Genomic DNA, 18,219 nt, shown 5'->3' with positions numbered 1-18,219 from the left:
ATCATCCGCTTTCGCGGATGATGACACCGTCTGTTGGGATGCAGCCTATTTCTGTTGCGGCTGAGCCGGCTGAGCTGGCTGCGCCGGCGCAGCGCCGCCGGTCGGAACCGCGGCTTCGGCGGTCTTGGTCGACTTGCCCGCCTGCGACTGCGCGTCGCCCTCCGTCACGGAACTGACGAAGCGATCCTGCGGCTTGGAAGGTTTTGCTTCGGCCATCGGCACCGACGCATTGTCCTGCGGGAACACATCGGCGACCGCATCGGTCGTGACCAGATTGGCCAGGCGCAACTCGCCGCGCGACAATTCGTGCAGATCTTCCCACGGCGGCACGCTGAGCGCGAGCGACAGCAGATCGCCGGTGCCGCCCATGTCGAAAGTGTATTTCGTGAGGCGGCCGATGTCGCGTTGCACGATCATCAGATCCTGCGCGCTGTAGCTGGCGGCCCTGGCGTCGTCGGCGCGATCGCCCATCCATATCTGGTGCACGCGGACATGTGCGGCGGGCGGCACGTAACGTGTCTTGCCCGACAGCAGCAGGAACACGCACATCGACTCGCAATGGGCTTCCGGCACGACGCGCACGCGTTCGCCTTGCGGGGTCTTCGTGCGCACCGTGGTGCCAACGGTCGTCAGCGCGCCGAGACTGCGGAACCGCCGGCCAAGCGCGATGGAATCGTTGACCGAGCCGCCGCTGGAATCCAGCACAATGGTCGCGCCGGCGAGCTGGCGACTCTTGGCGAATTCGTCGAACTCCCGCGGACTATCCGCTGTGACGATGCCGACGGCCGAGACCCAGCCCCTGCAATCCGGCTGGCATGCATTCCATTTGAAATGCATCGGCTGTTTGCGTTCTTCGAGGGTACCACCGGCATACGCCGAGTTACCCAGCATCGTGATCGCGCCCGGCAATGCGAGACAAAAGGCGGTGGCACCGAGAAGGGCCCAGCCGCGAATTTTCAGCGACGTCTCAAACCTCAATTTGGTTCCTTCCCCCAAGCCCCGTTTACGACTAGTGGCAATGGCCCCGTTTTAGCGCGAGATGATTCTGTCATCGATCCGTATGAAAACGGTAACTGTGCTGACGTGTGTCGTCCATAATACCTTGGCTTGGTACGCCGCATTGCAGTGCGATAATTCCTAAGTGTGGCTAAATATCTGCAGGAATTGAGTTCCTTGCTTGGGAACCCCCGCAAGACTACGTATATTGTGCTGCATGGCATCGGCAGGTCCTTCATCGTCACAGCAAAAACAATGCACGGATTGTGCCAGCATCGCCCGTCGTCTGCCGCGCAATGCGGGACGCACGCTGATATGGATCTATCGGCATTCGCTGTCGCTGCTGGTCGGCTACAACTGCCGGCATCTGCCGACATGCTCGGTGTATGGCGACGAAGCGATCGAACGTTTCGGTTTGTGGGGCGGCGGCTGGATGACGCTGGCGCGGCTGTTGCGCTGCCATCCCTGGGGCACGTCCGGGATCGACAACGTGCCGCTTACGACGCCCGCGGGTGCGCGATGGTACCTGCCGTGGCGCTACGGACGGTGGCGCGGCGTCAACGCTTCCTGAGTACGACGCTTGCAGCGATTGCGGCTTAGCGCCAGACGAAGAACCCACCGCCCCATGGCTGTGGTCCGCCCCATTGCTGCGGTCCGATATTCGCAGGCGGCCGCGGCCTGCGTGGGCGCGGTGGCGGTGGCGCCTCCGCCGACGCCGTGGCGTCGATAGCGGGCGATCCATCGTCCGGCAATCTCACCGACAGCAGCACATTCGTTTCCGGCGTGCGCCAGCGATAGCCGATGCCGAAATCGACCGGCTGTGCGCGGCGGAAGAGTGCCGCATAGGACTCCTGGTAGCGTCCCGGGAATTCGTCGATCGGTCCGAGATAGCGGCCGAACGGGAACAAGCGCCATTTCTTCGTGCCGTAATAAGTCAGCGGAATTCCTGAATCGTCCTGGATGATGGTGGCGCTGTTGTTGAGCAGGAAGTTACGCACGGTGGTGAAGTTGCCGGAGTGCAGCAGATAGGACGCGCTCTTGATCAGGCTGTTGCCGGGCGCGAGCGTCGCACAGAATTTCAGAAAACCGCTCGCCTTGACGCCGGAGTTGGAAAGATCGGTCGAGAAATAATACAGCGTCTTTTCCTGACCCTCGGGGCCAGCGAAGATGATGCGCACGCCGCGCACGGCGTTTGGCCCAGGGTTTTCGCCTGCGAAATACGCCGCGCCAGTGTCGTCCAGCGAGATCGGGCTGACCTCCCTCACAGTCATGCCCGAGCGCGCCAGGAACACGTAGAGGATCGGCAGCGTGCCGCTGATCTGGCCCGCCTGCAGATCGGTCTTCATCTGCTTGGTGATGAAGAAGCTGAAGCTCAGGATCGATTCGAGCGAGCGCTCGACATTGTAGAGCGCCGACGCGATGCCGCCGCGCGGCAGTCTTGTCAGATCGGGCACCGAGCCGACCGGCTCCAGCGCGCTCAGCACATAAGTCGACGCCTTGGAATAGAAGGCGTTCGCATAGATGAAGTCCGGACCTGAGAACATGTAGAACATGGTCGGTCGCGGCGCCGCCAGATTGGTGTCCGCCCAGGCGCGGATCCGCGACAATTGGCGCTGCTCGAGCTGGCCGAACGCGGTGTCGAAGAATTTGGCGTGCCGTTGCCAGGCAGGATCTTTGGTAAGCGGCGCCAGGGCTGAGTCCGCCGAGGGCATCAGGCCAGCGAGAAATTTCGCGGTGTCGTCCACCGTTGCGGTTTGGGCGCGGACGGCAGCCACGGCCGCCAGCAGCATGACAGCAGCAAGCATCGCCGTTCTCAGACAATGCAGCATGCTCATTCGCGGCCCGTTGCGGCCACGGCGACTTGATCTGCCCGCTTGCGGAAGACGGCGTAAATCAAGAGACCTGAAAACATGATCAAAAGACCCAGCAGCGACTGCAAGGGACGTTCGGTCAAGAGGTAGTACATCATGAACCCGGTCACGAGCAGGAAAACCACAGGGGTTACCGGGTATCCCCAGGCACGGTAGGGCCGTGGCAGGTCGGGCTGCGTGATGCGCAGCTTGATCACCCCGAGCACGGTAAAGAACGAGCAGAACAGCAGCGCGAACTGGATGAAGTCGAGCACCGCCTCGAAACTGCGCGTAAGCAGCATCAGGCTCGCGACCGTGAGCTGAAACAGAATGGCGTAGGCCGGCGCACCGCTGGCCGACCGGCCGGCGAACGGCCGCAGCACCGGAATGTCCTCGCCCATCGTCATCATGACGCGCGGCCCGATCCACATCATAGCGCTGATCGAGGAGATCAGCCCGAAGCAGATCATCGCGCCGACGATGCGGCCGCCGAGCTCGCCGAAGATGTAGCTGCCGGAGATGCGGGCGACGTCGAGCTGGCCCGCAAGCTTGTCGATCGGCGCGGTATGCAGGAACACGGCGTTGAGCGCGACATACAGCACGAGCACGATCAGTGTTCCGACCAGCATCGCCCGCGGCACGTTGCGCTCCGGCAGCCTCACCTCGCCGATAATGTAAGTTGCCGCGTTCCACCCTGAGAACGAATACATCACGAACACCAGGCTGATCGCGAACGGTGCGCTGACGATATGGCTGAAGTCGGACGCCGATGGCGCAAACGAAACCGGCTGCGCGGTGCCGATAACGAAGCCGCAGACCAGGAAGGCTACGATCAGCACCACCTTCAGGATGGTGGCGACCAGTTGAAAGGTCGAGGAGTGCCTGATGCCGGCGAGTTGCACCAGCGACACCAGCCAGACCACGCCGACGGCAAGCGCCAGAGGCGGCGCGTTGGGAAATACCGACTTGCCGTACTCGCCGAACGCCATGGCGGCGAGCGCAACCGGCGCGGCGAAGCCGACGGTTGCCGACACCCAGCCCGCCACAAAACCAAAGGCCGGGTGATAGGCCCGGCCAAGAAAATTGTATTCGCCGCTCGAGCGCGGAAACATCGCGCCAAGCTCGCCGTAGGAAAACACCCCGCACAACGCGACGATGCCGCCGACCGTCCACAGCAGCAGGATGGAAAAGCCCGAGGGGATGTCCTTGACCTGAAAGCCGAGGCTGGTGAAGACGCCGACACCGACCATATCGGCAACCACGATGGCAATCGCCACCAAGGCCGAAACGCTGGAGCCGCTGCCGGACCGCGAGCCGGGCCAAGCCGGGCTTCCCGTTTCTGATGCCGCCATCTCGGACCGTACCTTCAGCGCCCAGCCGCGAGCTCATCGTGCAGGCTGACGCTCCTCAATTCAAGCAATGTTAACAAGGGTTTAAATTGAGACACAAAATAGGTTGCATGATACCTCCAGGTGCACCGTGCCATTACTGGATTGCGAAGACATCGTGGCGGTCCCACAATCGCGACATGATTGCATGGTCTGCTCAGGGCTTCCGGATGCGGGAGTTTTCCGGACGCTTAACGTCGCCTAAACGCGTGCGAGCTTACGCCGGTTGACGGTGGATCTTGGGGCATTGGGGTGGATGGTCGGAGCTAATCCGAATTTCCCGACAGTTGATCGCGCCAGCCGGGCGACGTGTCCGGCCATGCCGCGCCGTGCGCTGCCCCTTCGATGGCACTGGGCCGCGATGGCCGCGCTGGTCGTGCCGCTATCCTTCGCCCTGGTTCAATGCGGCAACGCGCCGACCCCGGAAATGCTGGCGGCGAACACGGATGGCGCCAAATCCCGGGCCGCCAAGCCGCAGGCTTCCGCCGACACGTTCGACGACCGTTTCCCCCAGCCGCAATTCGCCGACCGTTTCCCGACAGCGGATGAAAGCCTGCCGCAAGTCCAGCGCCAGGTCGCACTGGCGCCGCAGCCGCGCGCGGTGCGTACCGAGCCGGTGCGGGTCGCCTCGCTGACGCCAACGCTGACGCTACCCCGCAATGAGCGTGAAGAGCTGACCACGCTGGTCAGCATGAAATCCTCCGCCTTTCCCTATTTCGGCACCAATCCGCGCTCGGAAGAACCGTTCCTCAACATCGTCAAAGGTGACCGCAAGGGCCATCGCAGCTACAGCGGCAAGGTCTACTGGCAGGACGAGACCTACAACGACAGCCGCGTCCTGGTACATGTGCCCGAGACGTTCGATGTCAGGAAGCCGGGCGTGATCGTGGTGTTCTTCCACGGCAACGGCGCGACGCTGGAACGCGACGTCCGCGACCGCCAATTGGTGCCGCAGCAGATCTCCGATTCAGGCGTCAACGCCGTGCTGCTCGCCCCGCAAATGGCCGTCAACGCCGCGGACTCCTCGGCCGGCAAGTTCTGGCAGCCGGGCGGCTTCAAGCGGTTCATCGAGGAGTCAGCAAGCCACCTTGCCCGCCTCCACGGCGATCCGAAGTCGGCGCAGGCGTTCGCCAACATGCCGATCGTGATCGTCGGCTATAGCGGCGGCTTCCTGCCGACCGCGTGGAGCCTCGAGGTCGGCGGCCTTTCCAACCGGGTCCGCGGTGTGTTCCTGCTCGATGCCGTCTACGGCGAACTCGACAAGTTCGCTTCCTGGATCGAGAAGAACCGGACCGGCTTCTTTGTCAGCGCATACACCCGCTACACCAAGCGGCACGATCTGGAGCTGATACAGATGCTCCGCGACAGGGGCATCACCGTCACCGAGAGCATGGACGGGCCGCTGCGTCCCGGCAGCGTCGTGTTCGTGCAGACGCCTGATGGCGTTACCCATCGCGATTACGTGACGCAGGCCTGGACCGAGCATCCGGTCAAGGACGTGCTGATCAAGATGGCCGCGACGCCGGCTTTGACCCGGGTTGCGAGTGTCCCCTACGCAAACCGGTAACGGCTTCGCCGCCGCGATTAGACCTTCCTGGGTTCAGGATCACCTGTGGGCCGTGCCAAGATGAGCCGTGCCAAGAAAAGGACGCGATACCGGATTATTTGTCATCGCTTGTTATGAGTTTCATTGATTTGACGGCGCTGATGCCGAGCGGCTCCGCGCACGTCGCCGTGACGGAGAAGCATTCTTTCCCGGACGATGGGGCCAGATGTTTGCCTCGCGGCCCTGCCATCATAGCCTATTTCGCGAAATTGCCCGATTGCAGGGGCCGAATCCCCTGCTATACCCCTGCTTTCCCGCTTACCTGCGCTCGTTCGCAGGAGTGAGCTTTAGGAGACGCCAATGCCTGACAGCAATGCACCCGCATCGGGGTTCCAATTTGGCCTTGCGAATTTGAAACCGGCCGAACCCGTGCAAAAAATCACCCTCACTTTCCCCGACGGCGCGAAGCGCGACTTCGCCAAGGACACCACCGGGCTCGACGTCGCCAAGGGCATATCGCCCTCGCTCGCCAAGCGCACGGTCGCGATGGCGCTGGACGGCGTGGTCGCCGATCTCAACGATCCGATTTCGCACGATGCGAAGATCGAACTCATCAGCCGCGAAGACCGGCGCGCGCTCGAACTGATCCGGCACGACTGCGCGCACGTGTTGGCCGAAGCGGTGCAATCGCTGTGGCCAGGCACGCAGGTCACGATCGGCCCGGTGATCGAGAACGGCTTCTATTACGACTTCTTCCGCAACGAGCCGTTCACGCCGGAAGATTTCGCGGCGATCGAAAAGCGGATGCGCGAGATCATCGCGCGCGACAAGCCCTTCACCAAGGAAGTCTGGGATCGCGAGAAGACCAAGCAGGTGTTCCGCGACAAGGGCGAGGCCTTCAAGGTCGAGCTGGTCGACGCCATTCCGGGCGACGAGCCCATAAAAATCTACTTCCAGGGCGACTGGTTCGACCTGTGCCGCGGCCCGCATATGAGTTCGACCGGCAAGATCGGCAACGCCTTCAAGCTGATGAAGGTGGCGGGCGCCTATTGGCGCGGCGACGCCAACAACCCGATGCTGACGCGCATCTACGGCACGGCATTCGCCAGGCAGGAAGAGCTCGACGCCTACCTCAAGCAGATCGAGGAAGCGGAGAAGCGCGACCACCGCAAGCTCGGCCGCGAGCTCGATCTCTTCCACTTCCAGGAGGAAGGCCCCGGCGTGGTGTTCTGGCACCCGAAGGGCTGGACCATTTTCCAGGCGCTGATTGCCTATATGCGCCGCCGCCTGACCGGCGACTATGACGAGGTCAACGCGCCGCAGATCCTCGACAAGGTGCTGTGGGAGACCTCGGGCCACTGGGACTGGTACCGCGAGAACATGTTCGCGGCGCAGTCCGCCGGCGACGAGGCCGAGGACAAGCGCTGGTTTGCGCTGAAGCCGATGAACTGTCCGGGCCATGTCCAGATCTTCAAGCACGGCCTGAAGAGCTATCGCGACCTGCCCTTGCGTCTGGCCGAGTTCGGCGTAGTGCATCGCTACGAGGCGTCCGGCGCCATGCACGGGCTGATGCGGGTGCGCGGCTTCACGCAGGACGACGCGCATGTGTTCTGCACCGAAGCCCAACTCGCCGAGGAGTGCCTCAAGATCAACGAGCTGATCCTGTCGACCTACGCCGATTTCGGCTTCGAGGGCGAACTGACAGTCAAGCTCTCGACCCGGCCGGAGAAGCGCGCCGGCACCGACGAGATGTGGGATCATGCCGAGCGCGTGATGGCCACCGTGCTGGCGGAGATTCAGGCCAGCGGCAGCAACCGCATCAAGACCGAGATCAATCCCGGAGAAGGCGCGTTCTACGGGCCGAAGTTCGAATATGTGCTGCGCGACGCGATCGGCCGCGACTGGCAATGCGGCACCACGCAGGTCGACTTCAACCTGCCGGAACGGTTCGGCGCGTTCTATATCGATGCCGACGGCTCGAAGAAGGCGCCGGTGATGGTGCATCGCGCGATCTGCGGCTCGATGGAGCGTTTCATCGGCATCCTGATCGAGCACTTCGCCGGCAATTTCCCGCTCTGGCTGGCGCCCACCCAAGTTGTGGTGACGACCATCACCTCCGAAGGCGACGAATACGCCAAGGTGGTCGCGGCTGCCGCGCGGCGGGCCGGCCTGCGCGTCGAGATCGACCTGCGCAACGAGAAGATCAACTACAAGGTCCGCGAGCATTCGCTGGCGAAAATCCCTGCCCTGCTCGTCGTCGGCAAGAAGGAAGCCGAGACCCATTCGGTCTCGATCCGCCGGCTCGGCAGCGACGGGCAGAAGGTGATGCCGACCACCGAGGCGCTGGCCGCCCTCGTCGAGGAAGCGACACCGCCGGACGTGAAGCGGATGCGGGCCGCGGCCTGATCATAATCCGTCTAAATCGGCTTCCGCTGGAGCGGCTGTGCCACTATCTCTGGCACAGCCATTTCCGACAAAAGAGACCCTTGTGCCCGACGCCCTTGAACTCCTGAAGATCCGCCGCTCGATCAAGCCCCGCGAGATGAGCGGGCCCGGCCCGACACCAAGCGAACTCGAGACCATTCTGACAATCGGCGCGCGGGTGCCGGATCACGGCAAGCTGACGCCGTGGCGCTTCGTCGTGTTCGAGGGCGACGCCCGCGCCCGGGCCGGCGATATCATTGCGCAGGTGTTTGCAAAGAAGAACCCGTCCGCCCCGGCCTCCGATATCGAGGTGGAGAAGCGCCGGCTGATGGACGCGCCGCTGGTGATCGCGGTGGTAAGCTTTACAAGGCCGCACCCGAAGGTGCCGGGGTGGGAACAGGAATTATCCGCCGGCGCCAGCGCGATGAACATCGTCACGGCGGCGACGGCGCTTGGTTACGGCGCCTGCTGGCTGACCGGCTGGTTCGCGTTCGACCGCGACGTGCTCGATGGGCTCGGATTGAAGGCGGATGAAAAACTCGCCGGCTTCATCCACATCGGCACCCCCTCGAAGCCGGCCGAAGACCGCCCCCGCCCGGCGCTGGCGGACATCGTGACGCGGTTCTAGGGCTCACGCCGCCTTCGAAGCCCGCTTATCGAACCCGGACAGCAACGCGGCGAGCTCGGATGCCGGTTTTGCTGCGCTGAACAGAAAACCCTGCACCTCGTTGCAGCCTTCGGCGCGCAGCCAGTCGAGCTGGTCCATGGTCTCGACGCCCTCCGCCGTCGTCGTGATGTTCAGGCTGCGCCCGAGGCCGGAGATGGCGCGTACGATCGCGACGCAATCGGTACGCTCGGCAAGGTCCTTCACGAACGAGCGGTCGATCTTGATCTTGTCGAAGGGAAAGCTCCTGAGATAGCTGAGGCTCGAATAACCGGTGCCGAAGTCATCCATGGATATGCTGACGCCGAGCTCGCGAAGCTGATGCAGGATCGCCAGATTGGCTTCGGTCTCGGCCAGGAAGACCGACTCGGTGATTTCGAGCTCGAGCCGCCGCGGCGACAGGCCGGAATGCGCCAGCGCCGAAATCACCGCCTGAACCAGGTTGCGGCTGCGGAACTGGACCGGCGACAGGTTGACGGCGACCTTGACGTCCTCCGGCCAGTTCACGGCCTCCGAACAGGCCTCGCGCAGCACCCACTCGCCCAGTGCCACGATCAATCCGATATCCTCGGCGACCGGAATGAACTCGGCCGGAGAGATCATGCCCTGTTCAGGATTGCGCCAGCGCAACAGCGATTCGAACCCGCTGATGCGGTTGGCGGCAATATCCACCAGCGGCTGATAGTGCAGTTCGAATTCGCCGCTCGCGAAGGCGCGGCGCAGGTCGCGCTCCATGTCGCGGCGCTTCTGCGCCTGGCGGTCCATCTCGCGCTCGAAGAAGCGATGAACGTTGCCGCCATCCGATTTCGCCCGATAGAGCGCCATGTCGGCGTTGCGCATCAATTCCTCGCAGCTTGCACCATCGCCGGGCGACAGCGCGATGCCGACGCTGGCGCCGACGACGACCTCGATGCCATCGAGGTCGTAGCGCGCGCTCAACACACTGATCAGTCGGTCGGCAAAGTCGCTCACCTCGTTCGGCGACACCTCGGAGACCAGCACGATCGCGAATTCGTCGCCGCCAAGCCGGGCGACGAGATTGTCGCCGCGAATCTCTGACTTCAACCGCTCGGCCACCTGCTTCAGCAGACGGTCACCCATCGGGTGACCGAACGAGTCATTGACGTTCTTGAACAGGTCGAGATCGACACACAGCACTGCCACGCGCCTGTTGCCGGGCGCAGCGCGTTCGAGCGCCTGGCGAAGACGCTCCTGATAGAAATCGCGGTTCGGCAGATTGGTCAGGCCGTCGTGATGGGCCATGTGAGCGATCCGCGCCTCCGCCGCGCGGCGCTCTGTAATATCGACCACGGCCACCAGATAGCCGTCGTGTCCGTCGAAGGCAACGCGCCGTCCAAACGTCAGCACATGGATTTCGCTGCCGTCGGCCTTGAGATGCCGCCAGTCGCGGCTCGAATTGTAGATGTCGCCGAGCTGCCGCAGCGCCTGGCTGTGGCTGGCCCATTCGTCCTCCGGCCAGATCTGGCGAAGCTGCATCTGCAGGAATGTTTCGCGCGCGTAGCCGTAATGGCGCACGGCCGCGTCGTTGACGCTCAGGAATTGAGTCGTTTCGGCATCGAACACCCACATCGGCATCGGATTGTTGTCGAACAGCAGGCGGAACGAAACTTCGCGTCGCTTCAGCGCCGTAACGTCGGAAACCGTCAGCGAGAGCATGTCGCCGAACACCGTCGCGCCCAGTCGCAGGCAACGGTCCTCGCTATCGATTTCGATCTGATCGCCATTGCCGCTGATGACGATGTCGCGAAGGCGACGGATCACCTCCGGCGTGCCCAGCAGGTTTCCGCCCGCGGCAAGCCGTCGCCATAACAATTCCGTCGACGGCTGCCGCAATAGCCGCGCCGCTCCCTGATTGAGGTGAACGATCTGAAAATCGGACGGGCGGCCATTCGCATCGCGAATCGCAGCCAGCGACAGCATGCCCTCGTCGGTCGCAGAGAAGATCGTGTCCAACAGATTGAATTGCGCATCGCGCTCGTTGACATAGGCGCCGATCAGGGTTCCGCCCCAGCGCGACGACGTCGGCAGCGCCAGCACGTCATAGGTCCGAACCAGCCCATCGCGCACGCAATGCGCCGTGGCGAGGTACGGACGGTCGTTCTGCAGCGCGTTGGATGCCGCCTCGCCGAGCGCGGTCGCGCAATCCGGCGGCAATGCACTTAAGGAAATGTCCCAGCGATCATCATTCAGCCATTGCTGGACGTAGCGGCCGGTGTGCGAGATGGAGAGCGTGTCGTTGTCGTTCCGAAGCAGAACGACGTGATCCGCCAGCCGGCCGAGGCTGCCGAGCATGACGTCTTCATAGCGTGGCAGCTTCTCGCCCGGACGCAACGCAGCCTGCCATTTGCGCTTCAGGACCGGGACGTCGGCGAACATCTCGGTGTTGAATTTCTCCGGCGATTTTTTCGATGATCTGGCCGCAACCATAACTGCCCCACTACGCGCGCGCCGCGCACTCAATCCTGGGGCATCCAATGCAGCCGGGTTTAAGACCGTGTAAAAAATTACGGCAGCGGTACGTCGATGCGGCGATTATGACAGTTCTAAGTTGTGCGATGGTTAGTGCGTATTAGAGACTATGACAGTCGAACGCTGAGACTTTCGAAAACGTCGTGGTCTAGCGCGCCACGACCTCGACCTCGCCGTCGACGCCGTTGACGACGTTGAAGGAGCGCTCGAACACCTTGCCTTCGTTCTTGGCAATCGCGCGGTACTCGCCTTCGGACAGCACCACGCGCGGAAACGCGCCGATCGATTCCTTGATGACGTCGCCGCCCGGCGTGATCACCGACCATGCGGTGTTGGCGAGCGCCTCGCCGCCCCTGTCGCTGACCAGCTTCAGCGTAATCACCGCCGCGCGGTGGGAGACGGTCACGTCCGTCAGCTTGCCGGCCTGAACGCGGATGTCGGAGCGGACCACCGAATTGGCATCGCCATAGTTGGAGATGATGTAGTAGGTGCCCTCCGGCAGCAGCGCGACGTCGCCCGCGGCGACGTTCGGAAGCAGCGGGGTGCGTTCGGAGCCTTCGAATTGGCTGCCCTTGTAGATCGCGAACGAAATCTGGTTCGGGGGAATCTTGCTGGTGCCGACGCGGCCTTCGATGCGCAGTCCGCCGGCCGGAAGCACGAAAGCCACGCGGTCCGTCTCGGCTTTCAGGCTCACCGCCCGCACCGCGCTGACCAGGCCGAGAGCCACATGGACGACGTAATTGCCGGGCGGCAGCACAATGTTCGGGGTCGCGCCGCGCTCCTCGCGGATCAGCTTGAACGTGCCGGTATCGTCGGGCTTGTCGGCAAATACCCGCCACACCAGCCCGCCGTTGATAACAGGCAGATCCTTACCGTAGCGCGCCGTCAGCGATAGCACCGCCTGGCCAGCGGTCGCCGCACCCGGCGGCGGTACCACCGGTGGCACGGCCGTGACCTGCGGCTGAACGATGGTCGGCTGGTTCAGCGGCGCGGGAAGCGGTGGAATCGCCCCCGTCCCCGATGGGGGCGCCAGATTCATGGCAGGCCCGGTCTGGGTGTCCGGAACCACGGCGGGCGGCACCGGTGGCGGGCGGTCCGAGAACCACTGCGCCGAGACCGGGGCCGGAAGAAGCAACGTAACCAGCGTGAAGGCGATCGCCAGCGCCGGGAAAGGCCATCTGCCCCGCCCGTAGCCTACGATACCGTTGCCGCCCGAAATCATCGCCATGCTTTTCACTTAAAACGCGGCAAATTCAAGCCTTCGTGGCCGAAGTTTGGCGAGCGGCGCTAGCTAGCGGAACCCACACTGGGACCCAATGTTAATCCAGCGGTCGTGGTCCAGTCACATTCCCTGCCTAGGCCGGCATTTCGCCGGGCATAAACCATGCATCCGGATTAGAGTGGACAATTCTGGCGCGGCCGCGCCGCGGCGGTTATCGTTGGAGCCGGAGGGCTTGCGTGTTGGATAGCTGGATGGGCCGCGGCCAAAAAGGCTCCGGTGCTGACGACAAGGTGGGGCTCGGCAGTATCCGCCGGCCGGTGATCGGACTGGCGCTGGGTGGCGGCGCCGCACGCGGCTTTGCCCATATCGGCATCGTCCGGACGCTGGTGGCTCACGGGATCATGCCCAACGTCGTGGTGGGAACGTCGATCGGCGCCGTGGTCGGCGGCGCCTTTGCTGCCGGACATCTCGACACGCTGGAAGAATGGGCACGCAGCCTGCAGCCGCGAACGGTCCTCTCCTATCTCGATATCCGCCTGAACGGTTCGGGCCTGATCGGCGGCGCCAAGCTTGCGGCCCAACTGGAGGCGGCGCTCGGCCAAAGCCTGATCGAGGATCTGCCGGTGAAATTCGCCACCGTCGCGACCGAAGTGCGCACCGGCCACGAAATCTGGCTGACCCACGGCCCAATGGTGGACGCGATGCGCGCCTCCTACGCGCTGCCGGGAATATTCTCGCCGATCCTCGTTGGCGACCGGTGGCTGGTCGACGGCGCCCTGGTCAATCCGGTGCCGGTGTCGGCGGCGCGCGCGCTCGGCGCGGAAATCGTGATTGCCGCCAATCTCTCCAGCGATGTCTTCGCGCACTCCACGACGATCTATTCCCACGGCCCGACGCCTGGTGTTTCGGTGTCGGTGATGCCGGAAGCGCTGCCCGAACCCGAGCCGCGTAAACGCGGCATCGGAAAATTCTTCTCCGCCGAGCGCACGATGAAGCGTGAATTCTTCGGTGGCGGCGGACGTCCGGGCATCTCCTCGGTCATGGTCGATGCCTTCAACATCATGCAGGACCGCATCACCCGCGCTCGGCTTGCCGGTGATCCGCCGGACCTCCTGATCTCGCCCCGCGTCGGCAAGATCGGCTGGTTCGATTTTCATCGCGCTGACGATCTGATCGCCCACGGCGTGAAAGCGGCCGAGCGGGCGATCGACTCGATCCAGGAGGCGATCCATATCCTGGCGCCGCCGCAGATCGAAGCCGAGAAGGCGCTCGAAAAGCCTGACAAGGAATAGCGTAGCATTCTCAAGCGAAGCTTGCCCTCGGACGTGATCCGAGGGTGGTCACCGGCTCACGCCAAGAAAACGCGTCAAAATAAGCTTACGCCGTCTTGATGTAGTCGCGCAGCGCTTCCTGCTCGGCCTCATATTCCTGGACACGGCGCTTGACGATGTCGCCGATCGATATCAGCCCAACCACCTTGCCCTCCTCGATAACGGGCAGATGCCTGAACTTGCCGAGCGTCATCATCTCCATGATCCCCGCGACAGTGTCGGACTGCCGGCAACTCACGACTTTGCTCGTCATGACCTCGCTGACCGGCTCCTCGAGCACCCTGGCGCCGCGCTCGCCCAACACGCGGACAATATCGCGCTCCGAAAGGATCCCCTCCACGCTTCCCTGGTTCATCACCAGCACGGCGCCGATCTTGCGTTCGCCAAGGATCTTGATCGCGGCCGAAAGCTTGGCATCCGGCTCGATGCTCGTGATCTGATGGCCCTTGGTGTCGAGAATTGAACGTACCGTCATTGTCGCCTCCCTGAATCCGTTCGTGCCCAAGGGGCCGGACTTGTTCGTGAGCTTCAATCAACAGTTCCGCGCCGGTTTCGTTTCAGGCCGCGGTTTGCAAGCGCGGCTGTCATCCACGGCAGCGGCATTGGCTTGCGTTACAACCAGTGCGGATGATGAATGAAATCGGCCCTCGCCGCAAGCGGCGATCAGACGCGGCCAGATTCGTCCGGCCATGAAGCATCCGCGGTATGCGGCGTCGCACGCGGTACCGGATCGAACAGCGAGAACAACATCAGGCCGGCGAGAAATCCGCCGATATGCGCCTGCCAGGCAACACTGGCGCCTTCCGTGCCGATCGAAATCGACCCAAGGCCGAAGATGATGTTGACGCCGAACCACACCGCCAGAAATCCGAGCACGCGCGCGTTGCGCAACGCCCGGGAAAGCGACAGCGCCGGAACCTTCGCGGCGGCATCCGCATCGCCCCGGTGGAACGAAAGAAAACTTCCCCGCACGAAGGCAAAGCGGATGGCGGCGGCCATGGCGCCGGATACCGAGGCCGAGGCGCCGATCATTGGCGCGATCGCGTGTTCATGGGTGACGAGATGTGCCACGGCGCCGGCCACGGCCGTCACCGCCATGAAGACGAAGAACCTGACGGCACCGAACCGGCGCGCCAGCGCGCTGCCGAACGGCAACAGCCACAACAGGTTGAAGCCGATATGGCTGAGATTGGCATGCAGCAGCGAATAGGTGACGAAGGTCCATACCTTGGCGCCGGCTCCGCCGGGAAAGGTGATGTTGAGTAAGGTGGAGTCGTAGCGCTTCGGAATGAAGCCGAAGACGTCGATGGTCCAGTTCTCCAGCTCAACCGGCAGCAGCACCCGCAAATGAATCGCAGCGATCAGCGCGATATAGGCCGTGAGCGCGGCCGGTAGCGTCAAGATCGGCTCGTGCGGGGCGTCCGGCGGCTCGACCGGGGATGAGTAAGACTGGGATTCCAAGGGGTCCAGGACCTTAGCTGGCGGCTTCGAGTCGTATGGGCCCAGATAGGCGGCTTTGCCCGCCCTGTGCAAGCGCACAATCGGCGGGAGCCAAGCGGATTCTGCAGTGCACGGGCCCCGGCTCCGCGTCGCACCGCCAAGGGGCGCTGCGCCGCGTCCGGGAGACTGCAAAAAAGAAAAAGGGAGAGCTCTGAGAAAGCCCTCCCTTGTCTTGCTGGCCTTTTCGCGCCCGGAGCCGGGATCACATCCCCGCCCCTCCCCGCGCGATGACCAAACTGTTTGATGCCACCTGTGTACCAACCGCGCCGGACAGATAAGCCGGCGCCGCCTGATGCGTTCCACATTACGCGCGCCGCAGCGCCACCGCCAACCTCATAGTTAATTTAACGTTAACAACGCAAAGCCGCGCCCCACGCGGCCAAATCGCGTCCCCGGCATGGACGCTGCACGGCCTGTCCTGCACAACGAACAAGGGAAGGCGTGTTGCGCAAAAGCGGGACAGATGTGTCCCGCCAAGGCAAGCCGGGGAAAAGGTAAGCATGAAACACCCATCGAGCCGCGAGTTCTTCGCCTATTGGGACGCGAAACGCGGCGACGCGCGGGCTCCGGACCGTAGCGAGATCGAACCCGGCGCGGTGCGCGAGCTGCTCGGCGACATCTTCGTGCTGTCCTACGACAACGAGGCCGGTTATCCGTTTCGTGTCGCCGGAACACGGGTCTGCGCCCTGCTCGGCCGCGACATGAAGGACTCGAGTTTCTCGGCGCTGTTCACTCCGGACAGCCGCCGCGAGATCGAGGAGATCATCAGCTACGTCGCCGAAGAAATGCTGGCGGCGATTGCCGGCCTCACCGCGACTTCGCAAGACGGTACGACGGCGCATCTTGAGTTGCTGCTGCTGCCTTTCAACAACCGCGCGCATGCGCCGATCAGCCTGACCGGATTGCTGGCGCCGTTCGAAAGCGATCTCGGCACGATCAGGGATTTCAAGGTGACGTCGTGGCGCTATCTGCATCGGCCGCAAAAATTCGTCCCGCGCGCCTTGCGCAAGCTCGCGATCGCGCGCGGGTTCATGGTGTATGAGGGCCTGCGGTAGTCACGAACCGTCGGGCATGTCGAAACGCTGCAGCACAACGCATGGTCGCGTGATCATGCTCGAAATCGACCCACAAAAAGCCTCCAAAAAAAGCACGGCCAAGCATTGCCTAAATGCGAGGCGTCAGGCAGGGTCGAACTACGACGTGGAGCCGGGCCACATCCGCTGAATGAGACGCACCGAGAGAACATCTCGGAGGCGCGTCCTCGCCGTAACCTCGGAGATCCCTAGTATGCCGTTCAAGAGACTGATGCTTGCCGCCGCAATTGCCACTGCCGCGGTGGCGACGCAGGCCCATGCCGACGCCCTCGATTCGATCATGAAGTCCAAGGTGATCAAGATCGCCGTGCCGCAGGATTTTGCGCCGTTCGGCTCAGCCGGGCTCGATCTGAAGCCGCAGGGCTACGACATCGACATGGCCAATCTGATCGGCAAGGAACTTGGGGTGAAGACCGAAATCATTCCGGTGACCAGCGCCAACCGCATTCCCTATTTGCAGACCAACAAGGCCGACCTGGTGATTTCCAGCCTCGGCAAGAACGAGGAGCGCGAAAAGGTCATCGACTTCTCGATCGCCTATGCGCCGTTCTTCTCCGGCGTGTTCGGCACCAAGGCGATCACGGTGACGAGCGCAGCCGACCTCAAGGGCAAGACCATCGGCGCCACCCGCGGCGCGATCGAGGAGCAGGCACTGACTGCCTCGGCGCCGCCGGACGCGACCATCAAGCGTTTCGAGGACAACAACGCGACCATCGCGGCCTTCGTGTCCGGCCAGGTCGATCTGATCGCCACCGGCAACACAGTCGCGGCCGCGATCGCCGAGAAGGTCCCTGCCCGCGCGCCGATGCTGAAATTCGTGATCAAGGACAGCCCCTGCTATGTCGGGCTCAACAAGAACGAGCCGGCGCTGCTCGCCAAGGTCAACGAGATCATCACCAAGGCGAAGGCATCTGGCGAGATCGGAAAACTGTCGGAGAAGTGGCTGAAAGCACCGCTGCCGCCCGGCTTCTAAGCGCACTTTTGTTTTGACGCGCTTTCTTCACGCGAACCGGTATCCACTTCGCTTGAAACGCTATGAGGCTGGGCAGTGTCCTACAAACTGCAATTCGCCGAACTGCTGCCCTACTGGAACGTGCTGCTGTATGGGCTGGTCTTCACGATCGTGCTGACGATCGTGTCGACAGTCGTCGGCATCGCGGTCGGCACTGCGGGCGCCGCGGCGCGCACCTTCGGTCCCGGCTGGCTGGGCCGTATCGTCGCTGTGTACGTGGAATTGATCCGCAACACGCCGTTCATCGTGCAGTTGTTCTTCATCTTCTTCGGCCTGCCGGCGCTCGGGTTGAAACTCAGCGAGACCATCGCCGCCTTCCTCGCCATGGTGATCAATCTCGGCGCCTACTCGACCGAGATCATCCGCGCCGGCATCGAGGCGGTTCCGAAGGGCCATATCGAGGCCGGCCTGAGCCTTGCGATGAGCAAATGGGAGGTGCTGCGCCACATCGTGCTGAACCAGGCGTTCCGAAAAATCTATCCGGCGTTGTCGTCGCAGATCATCATCGTGATGCTGGGCTCGGCGGTGGTGTCGCAGATTTCGGCGGAAGACCTCACCTATGCCGCGAACTATGTAGCGTCGCGAAACTTCCGCAACTTCGAGGTCTACCTGTTGGTCGCGCTGGGCTACCTCCTGCTGGCGATGCTGACGCGTTCGCTCTTGCGGGCGCTCGGCCGCGTCATCTTCAAGGCGAGGTGAACC

The 18,219-nt window shown here is 63.2% G+C and carries 15 protein-coding genes; 8 read left to right on the top strand and 7 right to left on the bottom strand.

The genetic code is table 11. The annotated features are described in order from the left end of the window. Positions 1-45: 45 nt before the first annotated feature. Positions 46-978 carry a COG3904 family protein gene (locus LMTR3_RS27175; RefSeq protein WP_065748249.1) on the bottom strand — a complete coding sequence of 311 codons (933 nt, stop codon included), beginning with the start codon at positions 976-978 and terminating at the stop codon, positions 46-48. Positions 979-1,213: 235 nt separating this feature from the next. Here LMTR3_RS27175 and yidD point away from each other — a divergent pair, with 235 nt between their 5' ends. After that, on the top strand, positions 1,214-1,567 hold the full coding sequence (gene yidD / locus LMTR3_RS27170) for a membrane protein insertion efficiency factor YidD (protein ID WP_065748051.1): 354 nt from the start codon (positions 1,214-1,216) through the stop codon (positions 1,565-1,567). Between the two features lie 25 nt (positions 1,568-1,592). Here the strand turns inward: yidD and LMTR3_RS27165 are convergent, their stop codons facing one another. Further along, complete coding sequence (locus LMTR3_RS27165) at positions 1,593-2,825, bottom strand: hypothetical protein (RefSeq protein WP_141686826.1); 1,233 nt, start codon at positions 2,823-2,825, stop codon at positions 1,593-1,595. Between the two features lie 2 nt (positions 2,826-2,827). Continuing rightward, on the bottom strand, positions 2,828-4,198 hold the full coding sequence (locus LMTR3_RS27160) for an APC family permease (RefSeq protein ID WP_065748050.1): 1,371 nt from the start codon (positions 4,196-4,198) through the stop codon (positions 2,828-2,830). 292 nt (positions 4,199-4,490) lie between these two features. Between LMTR3_RS27160 and LMTR3_RS27155 the strand changes: the two genes are divergently transcribed. The 3 genes from LMTR3_RS27155 to LMTR3_RS27145 all read left to right on the top strand — a co-directional run bounded on the left by LMTR3_RS27155 (position 4,491) and on the right by LMTR3_RS27145 (position 8,832). Beyond that, the gene (locus tag LMTR3_RS27155; RefSeq protein ID WP_065748049.1) at positions 4,491-5,801 is read left to right on the top strand and encodes an alpha/beta hydrolase; all 1,311 of its coding nucleotides are present in this window, start codon (positions 4,491-4,493) and stop codon (positions 5,799-5,801) included. Between the two features lie 339 nt (positions 5,802-6,140). Further along, complete coding sequence (gene thrS, locus LMTR3_RS27150) at positions 6,141-8,186, top strand: threonine--tRNA ligase (protein ID WP_065748048.1); 2,046 nt, start codon at positions 6,141-6,143, stop codon at positions 8,184-8,186. Between the two features lie 82 nt (positions 8,187-8,268). Next, entirely contained in the window at positions 8,269-8,832 is a 564-nt protein-coding gene (locus LMTR3_RS27145) for a nitroreductase family protein (protein WP_065748047.1), read from the top strand. Positions 8,833-8,835: 3 nt separating this feature from the next. Here LMTR3_RS27145 and LMTR3_RS27140 read toward each other — a convergent pair whose 3' ends face one another. Together LMTR3_RS27140 and LMTR3_RS27135 are read right to left on the bottom strand one after the other, a co-directional pair. Next, the gene (locus LMTR3_RS27140) at positions 8,836-11,316 is read right to left on the bottom strand and encodes a putative bifunctional diguanylate cyclase/phosphodiesterase (RefSeq protein WP_065748046.1); all 2,481 of its coding nucleotides are present in this window, start codon (positions 11,314-11,316) and stop codon (positions 8,836-8,838) included. Positions 11,317-11,506: 190 nt separating this feature from the next. After that, complete coding sequence (locus LMTR3_RS27135) at positions 11,507-12,580, bottom strand: RgsD C-terminal domain-containing protein (protein WP_065748247.1); 1,074 nt, start codon at positions 12,578-12,580, stop codon at positions 11,507-11,509. 236 nt (positions 12,581-12,816) lie between these two features. Here LMTR3_RS27135 and LMTR3_RS27130 point away from each other — a divergent pair, with 236 nt between their 5' ends. Then, positions 12,817-13,872 (top strand): patatin-like phospholipase family protein, encoded by a 1,056-nt coding sequence (locus LMTR3_RS27130; RefSeq protein ID WP_065748045.1) that lies wholly within the window; start codon positions 12,817-12,819, stop codon positions 13,870-13,872. Positions 13,873-13,957: 85 nt separating this feature from the next. Here the strand turns inward: LMTR3_RS27130 and LMTR3_RS27125 are convergent, their stop codons facing one another. Together LMTR3_RS27125 and LMTR3_RS27120 are read right to left on the bottom strand one after the other, a co-directional pair. After that, a complete protein-coding gene (locus tag LMTR3_RS27125; protein WP_065748044.1) occupies positions 13,958-14,386 on the bottom strand; it encodes a CBS domain-containing protein in 429 nt (142 codons plus the stop codon). A 188-nt stretch (positions 14,387-14,574) separates the two neighbouring features. Beyond that, positions 14,575-15,372: a rhomboid family intramembrane serine protease gene (locus tag LMTR3_RS27120; protein ID WP_245320007.1), complete on the bottom strand. Its 798-nt coding sequence runs from the start codon at positions 15,370-15,372 to the stop codon at positions 14,575-14,577. Positions 15,373-15,911: 539 nt separating this feature from the next. Here LMTR3_RS27120 and LMTR3_RS27115 point away from each other — a divergent pair. The 3 genes from LMTR3_RS27115 (at position 15,912) to LMTR3_RS27105 (ending at position 18,216) form a co-directional block, all read left to right on the top strand. Continuing rightward, positions 15,912-16,466, top strand: coding sequence for a PAS domain-containing protein (locus LMTR3_RS27115; RefSeq protein ID WP_065748043.1), 555 nt, complete (start codon positions 15,912-15,914; stop codon positions 16,464-16,466). A 232-nt stretch (positions 16,467-16,698) separates the two neighbouring features. Further along, positions 16,699-17,478, top strand: a complete 780-nt coding sequence (locus tag LMTR3_RS27110; protein ID WP_065748042.1) for a transporter substrate-binding domain-containing protein — start codon at positions 16,699-16,701, stop codon at positions 17,476-17,478. 75 nt (positions 17,479-17,553) lie between these two features. Beyond that, on the top strand, positions 17,554-18,216 hold the full coding sequence (locus tag LMTR3_RS27105) for an amino acid ABC transporter permease (RefSeq protein WP_065748041.1): 663 nt from the start codon (positions 17,554-17,556) through the stop codon (positions 18,214-18,216). Positions 18,217-18,219: the final 3 nt, after the last annotated feature.

The organism is Bradyrhizobium sp. LMTR 3 (assembly GCF_001693485.1).
Taxonomy (GTDB): Bacteria; Pseudomonadota; Alphaproteobacteria; order Rhizobiales; family Xanthobacteraceae; genus Bradyrhizobium.
Note: the sequence above shows the minus strand (reverse complement) of the source record. Positions and strands in the feature narration are given on the sequence as shown.

Coding starts and splice junctions, on each gene's coding strand:
- LMTR3_RS27160 (WP_065748050.1), bottom strand. CDS start 4,198: ATGGCGGCATCAGAAACGGGAAGCCCGGCTTGGCCCGGCTCGCGGTCC.
- LMTR3_RS27115 (WP_065748043.1), top strand. CDS start 15,912: ATGAAACACCCATCGAGCCGCGAGTTCTTCGCCTATTGGGACGCGAAA.
- yidD (WP_065748051.1), top strand. CDS start 1,214: ATGGCATCGGCAGGTCCTTCATCGTCACAGCAAAAACAATGCACGGAT.
- LMTR3_RS27155 (WP_065748049.1), top strand. CDS start 4,491: ATGGTCGGAGCTAATCCGAATTTCCCGACAGTTGATCGCGCCAGCCGG.
- LMTR3_RS27165 (WP_141686826.1), bottom strand. CDS start 2,825: ATGCTGCATTGTCTGAGAACGGCGATGCTTGCTGCTGTCATGCTGCTG.
- thrS (WP_065748048.1), top strand. CDS start 6,141: ATGCCTGACAGCAATGCACCCGCATCGGGGTTCCAATTTGGCCTTGCG.
- LMTR3_RS27140 (WP_065748046.1), bottom strand. CDS start 11,316: ATGGTTGCGGCCAGATCATCGAAAAAATCGCCGGAGAAATTCAACACC.
- LMTR3_RS27135 (WP_065748247.1), bottom strand. CDS start 12,580: ATGATTTCGGGCGGCAACGGTATCGTAGGCTACGGGCGGGGCAGATGG.
- LMTR3_RS27110 (WP_065748042.1), top strand. CDS start 16,699: ATGCCGTTCAAGAGACTGATGCTTGCCGCCGCAATTGCCACTGCCGCG.
- LMTR3_RS27125 (WP_065748044.1), bottom strand. CDS start 14,386: ATGACGGTACGTTCAATTCTCGACACCAAGGGCCATCAGATCACGAGC.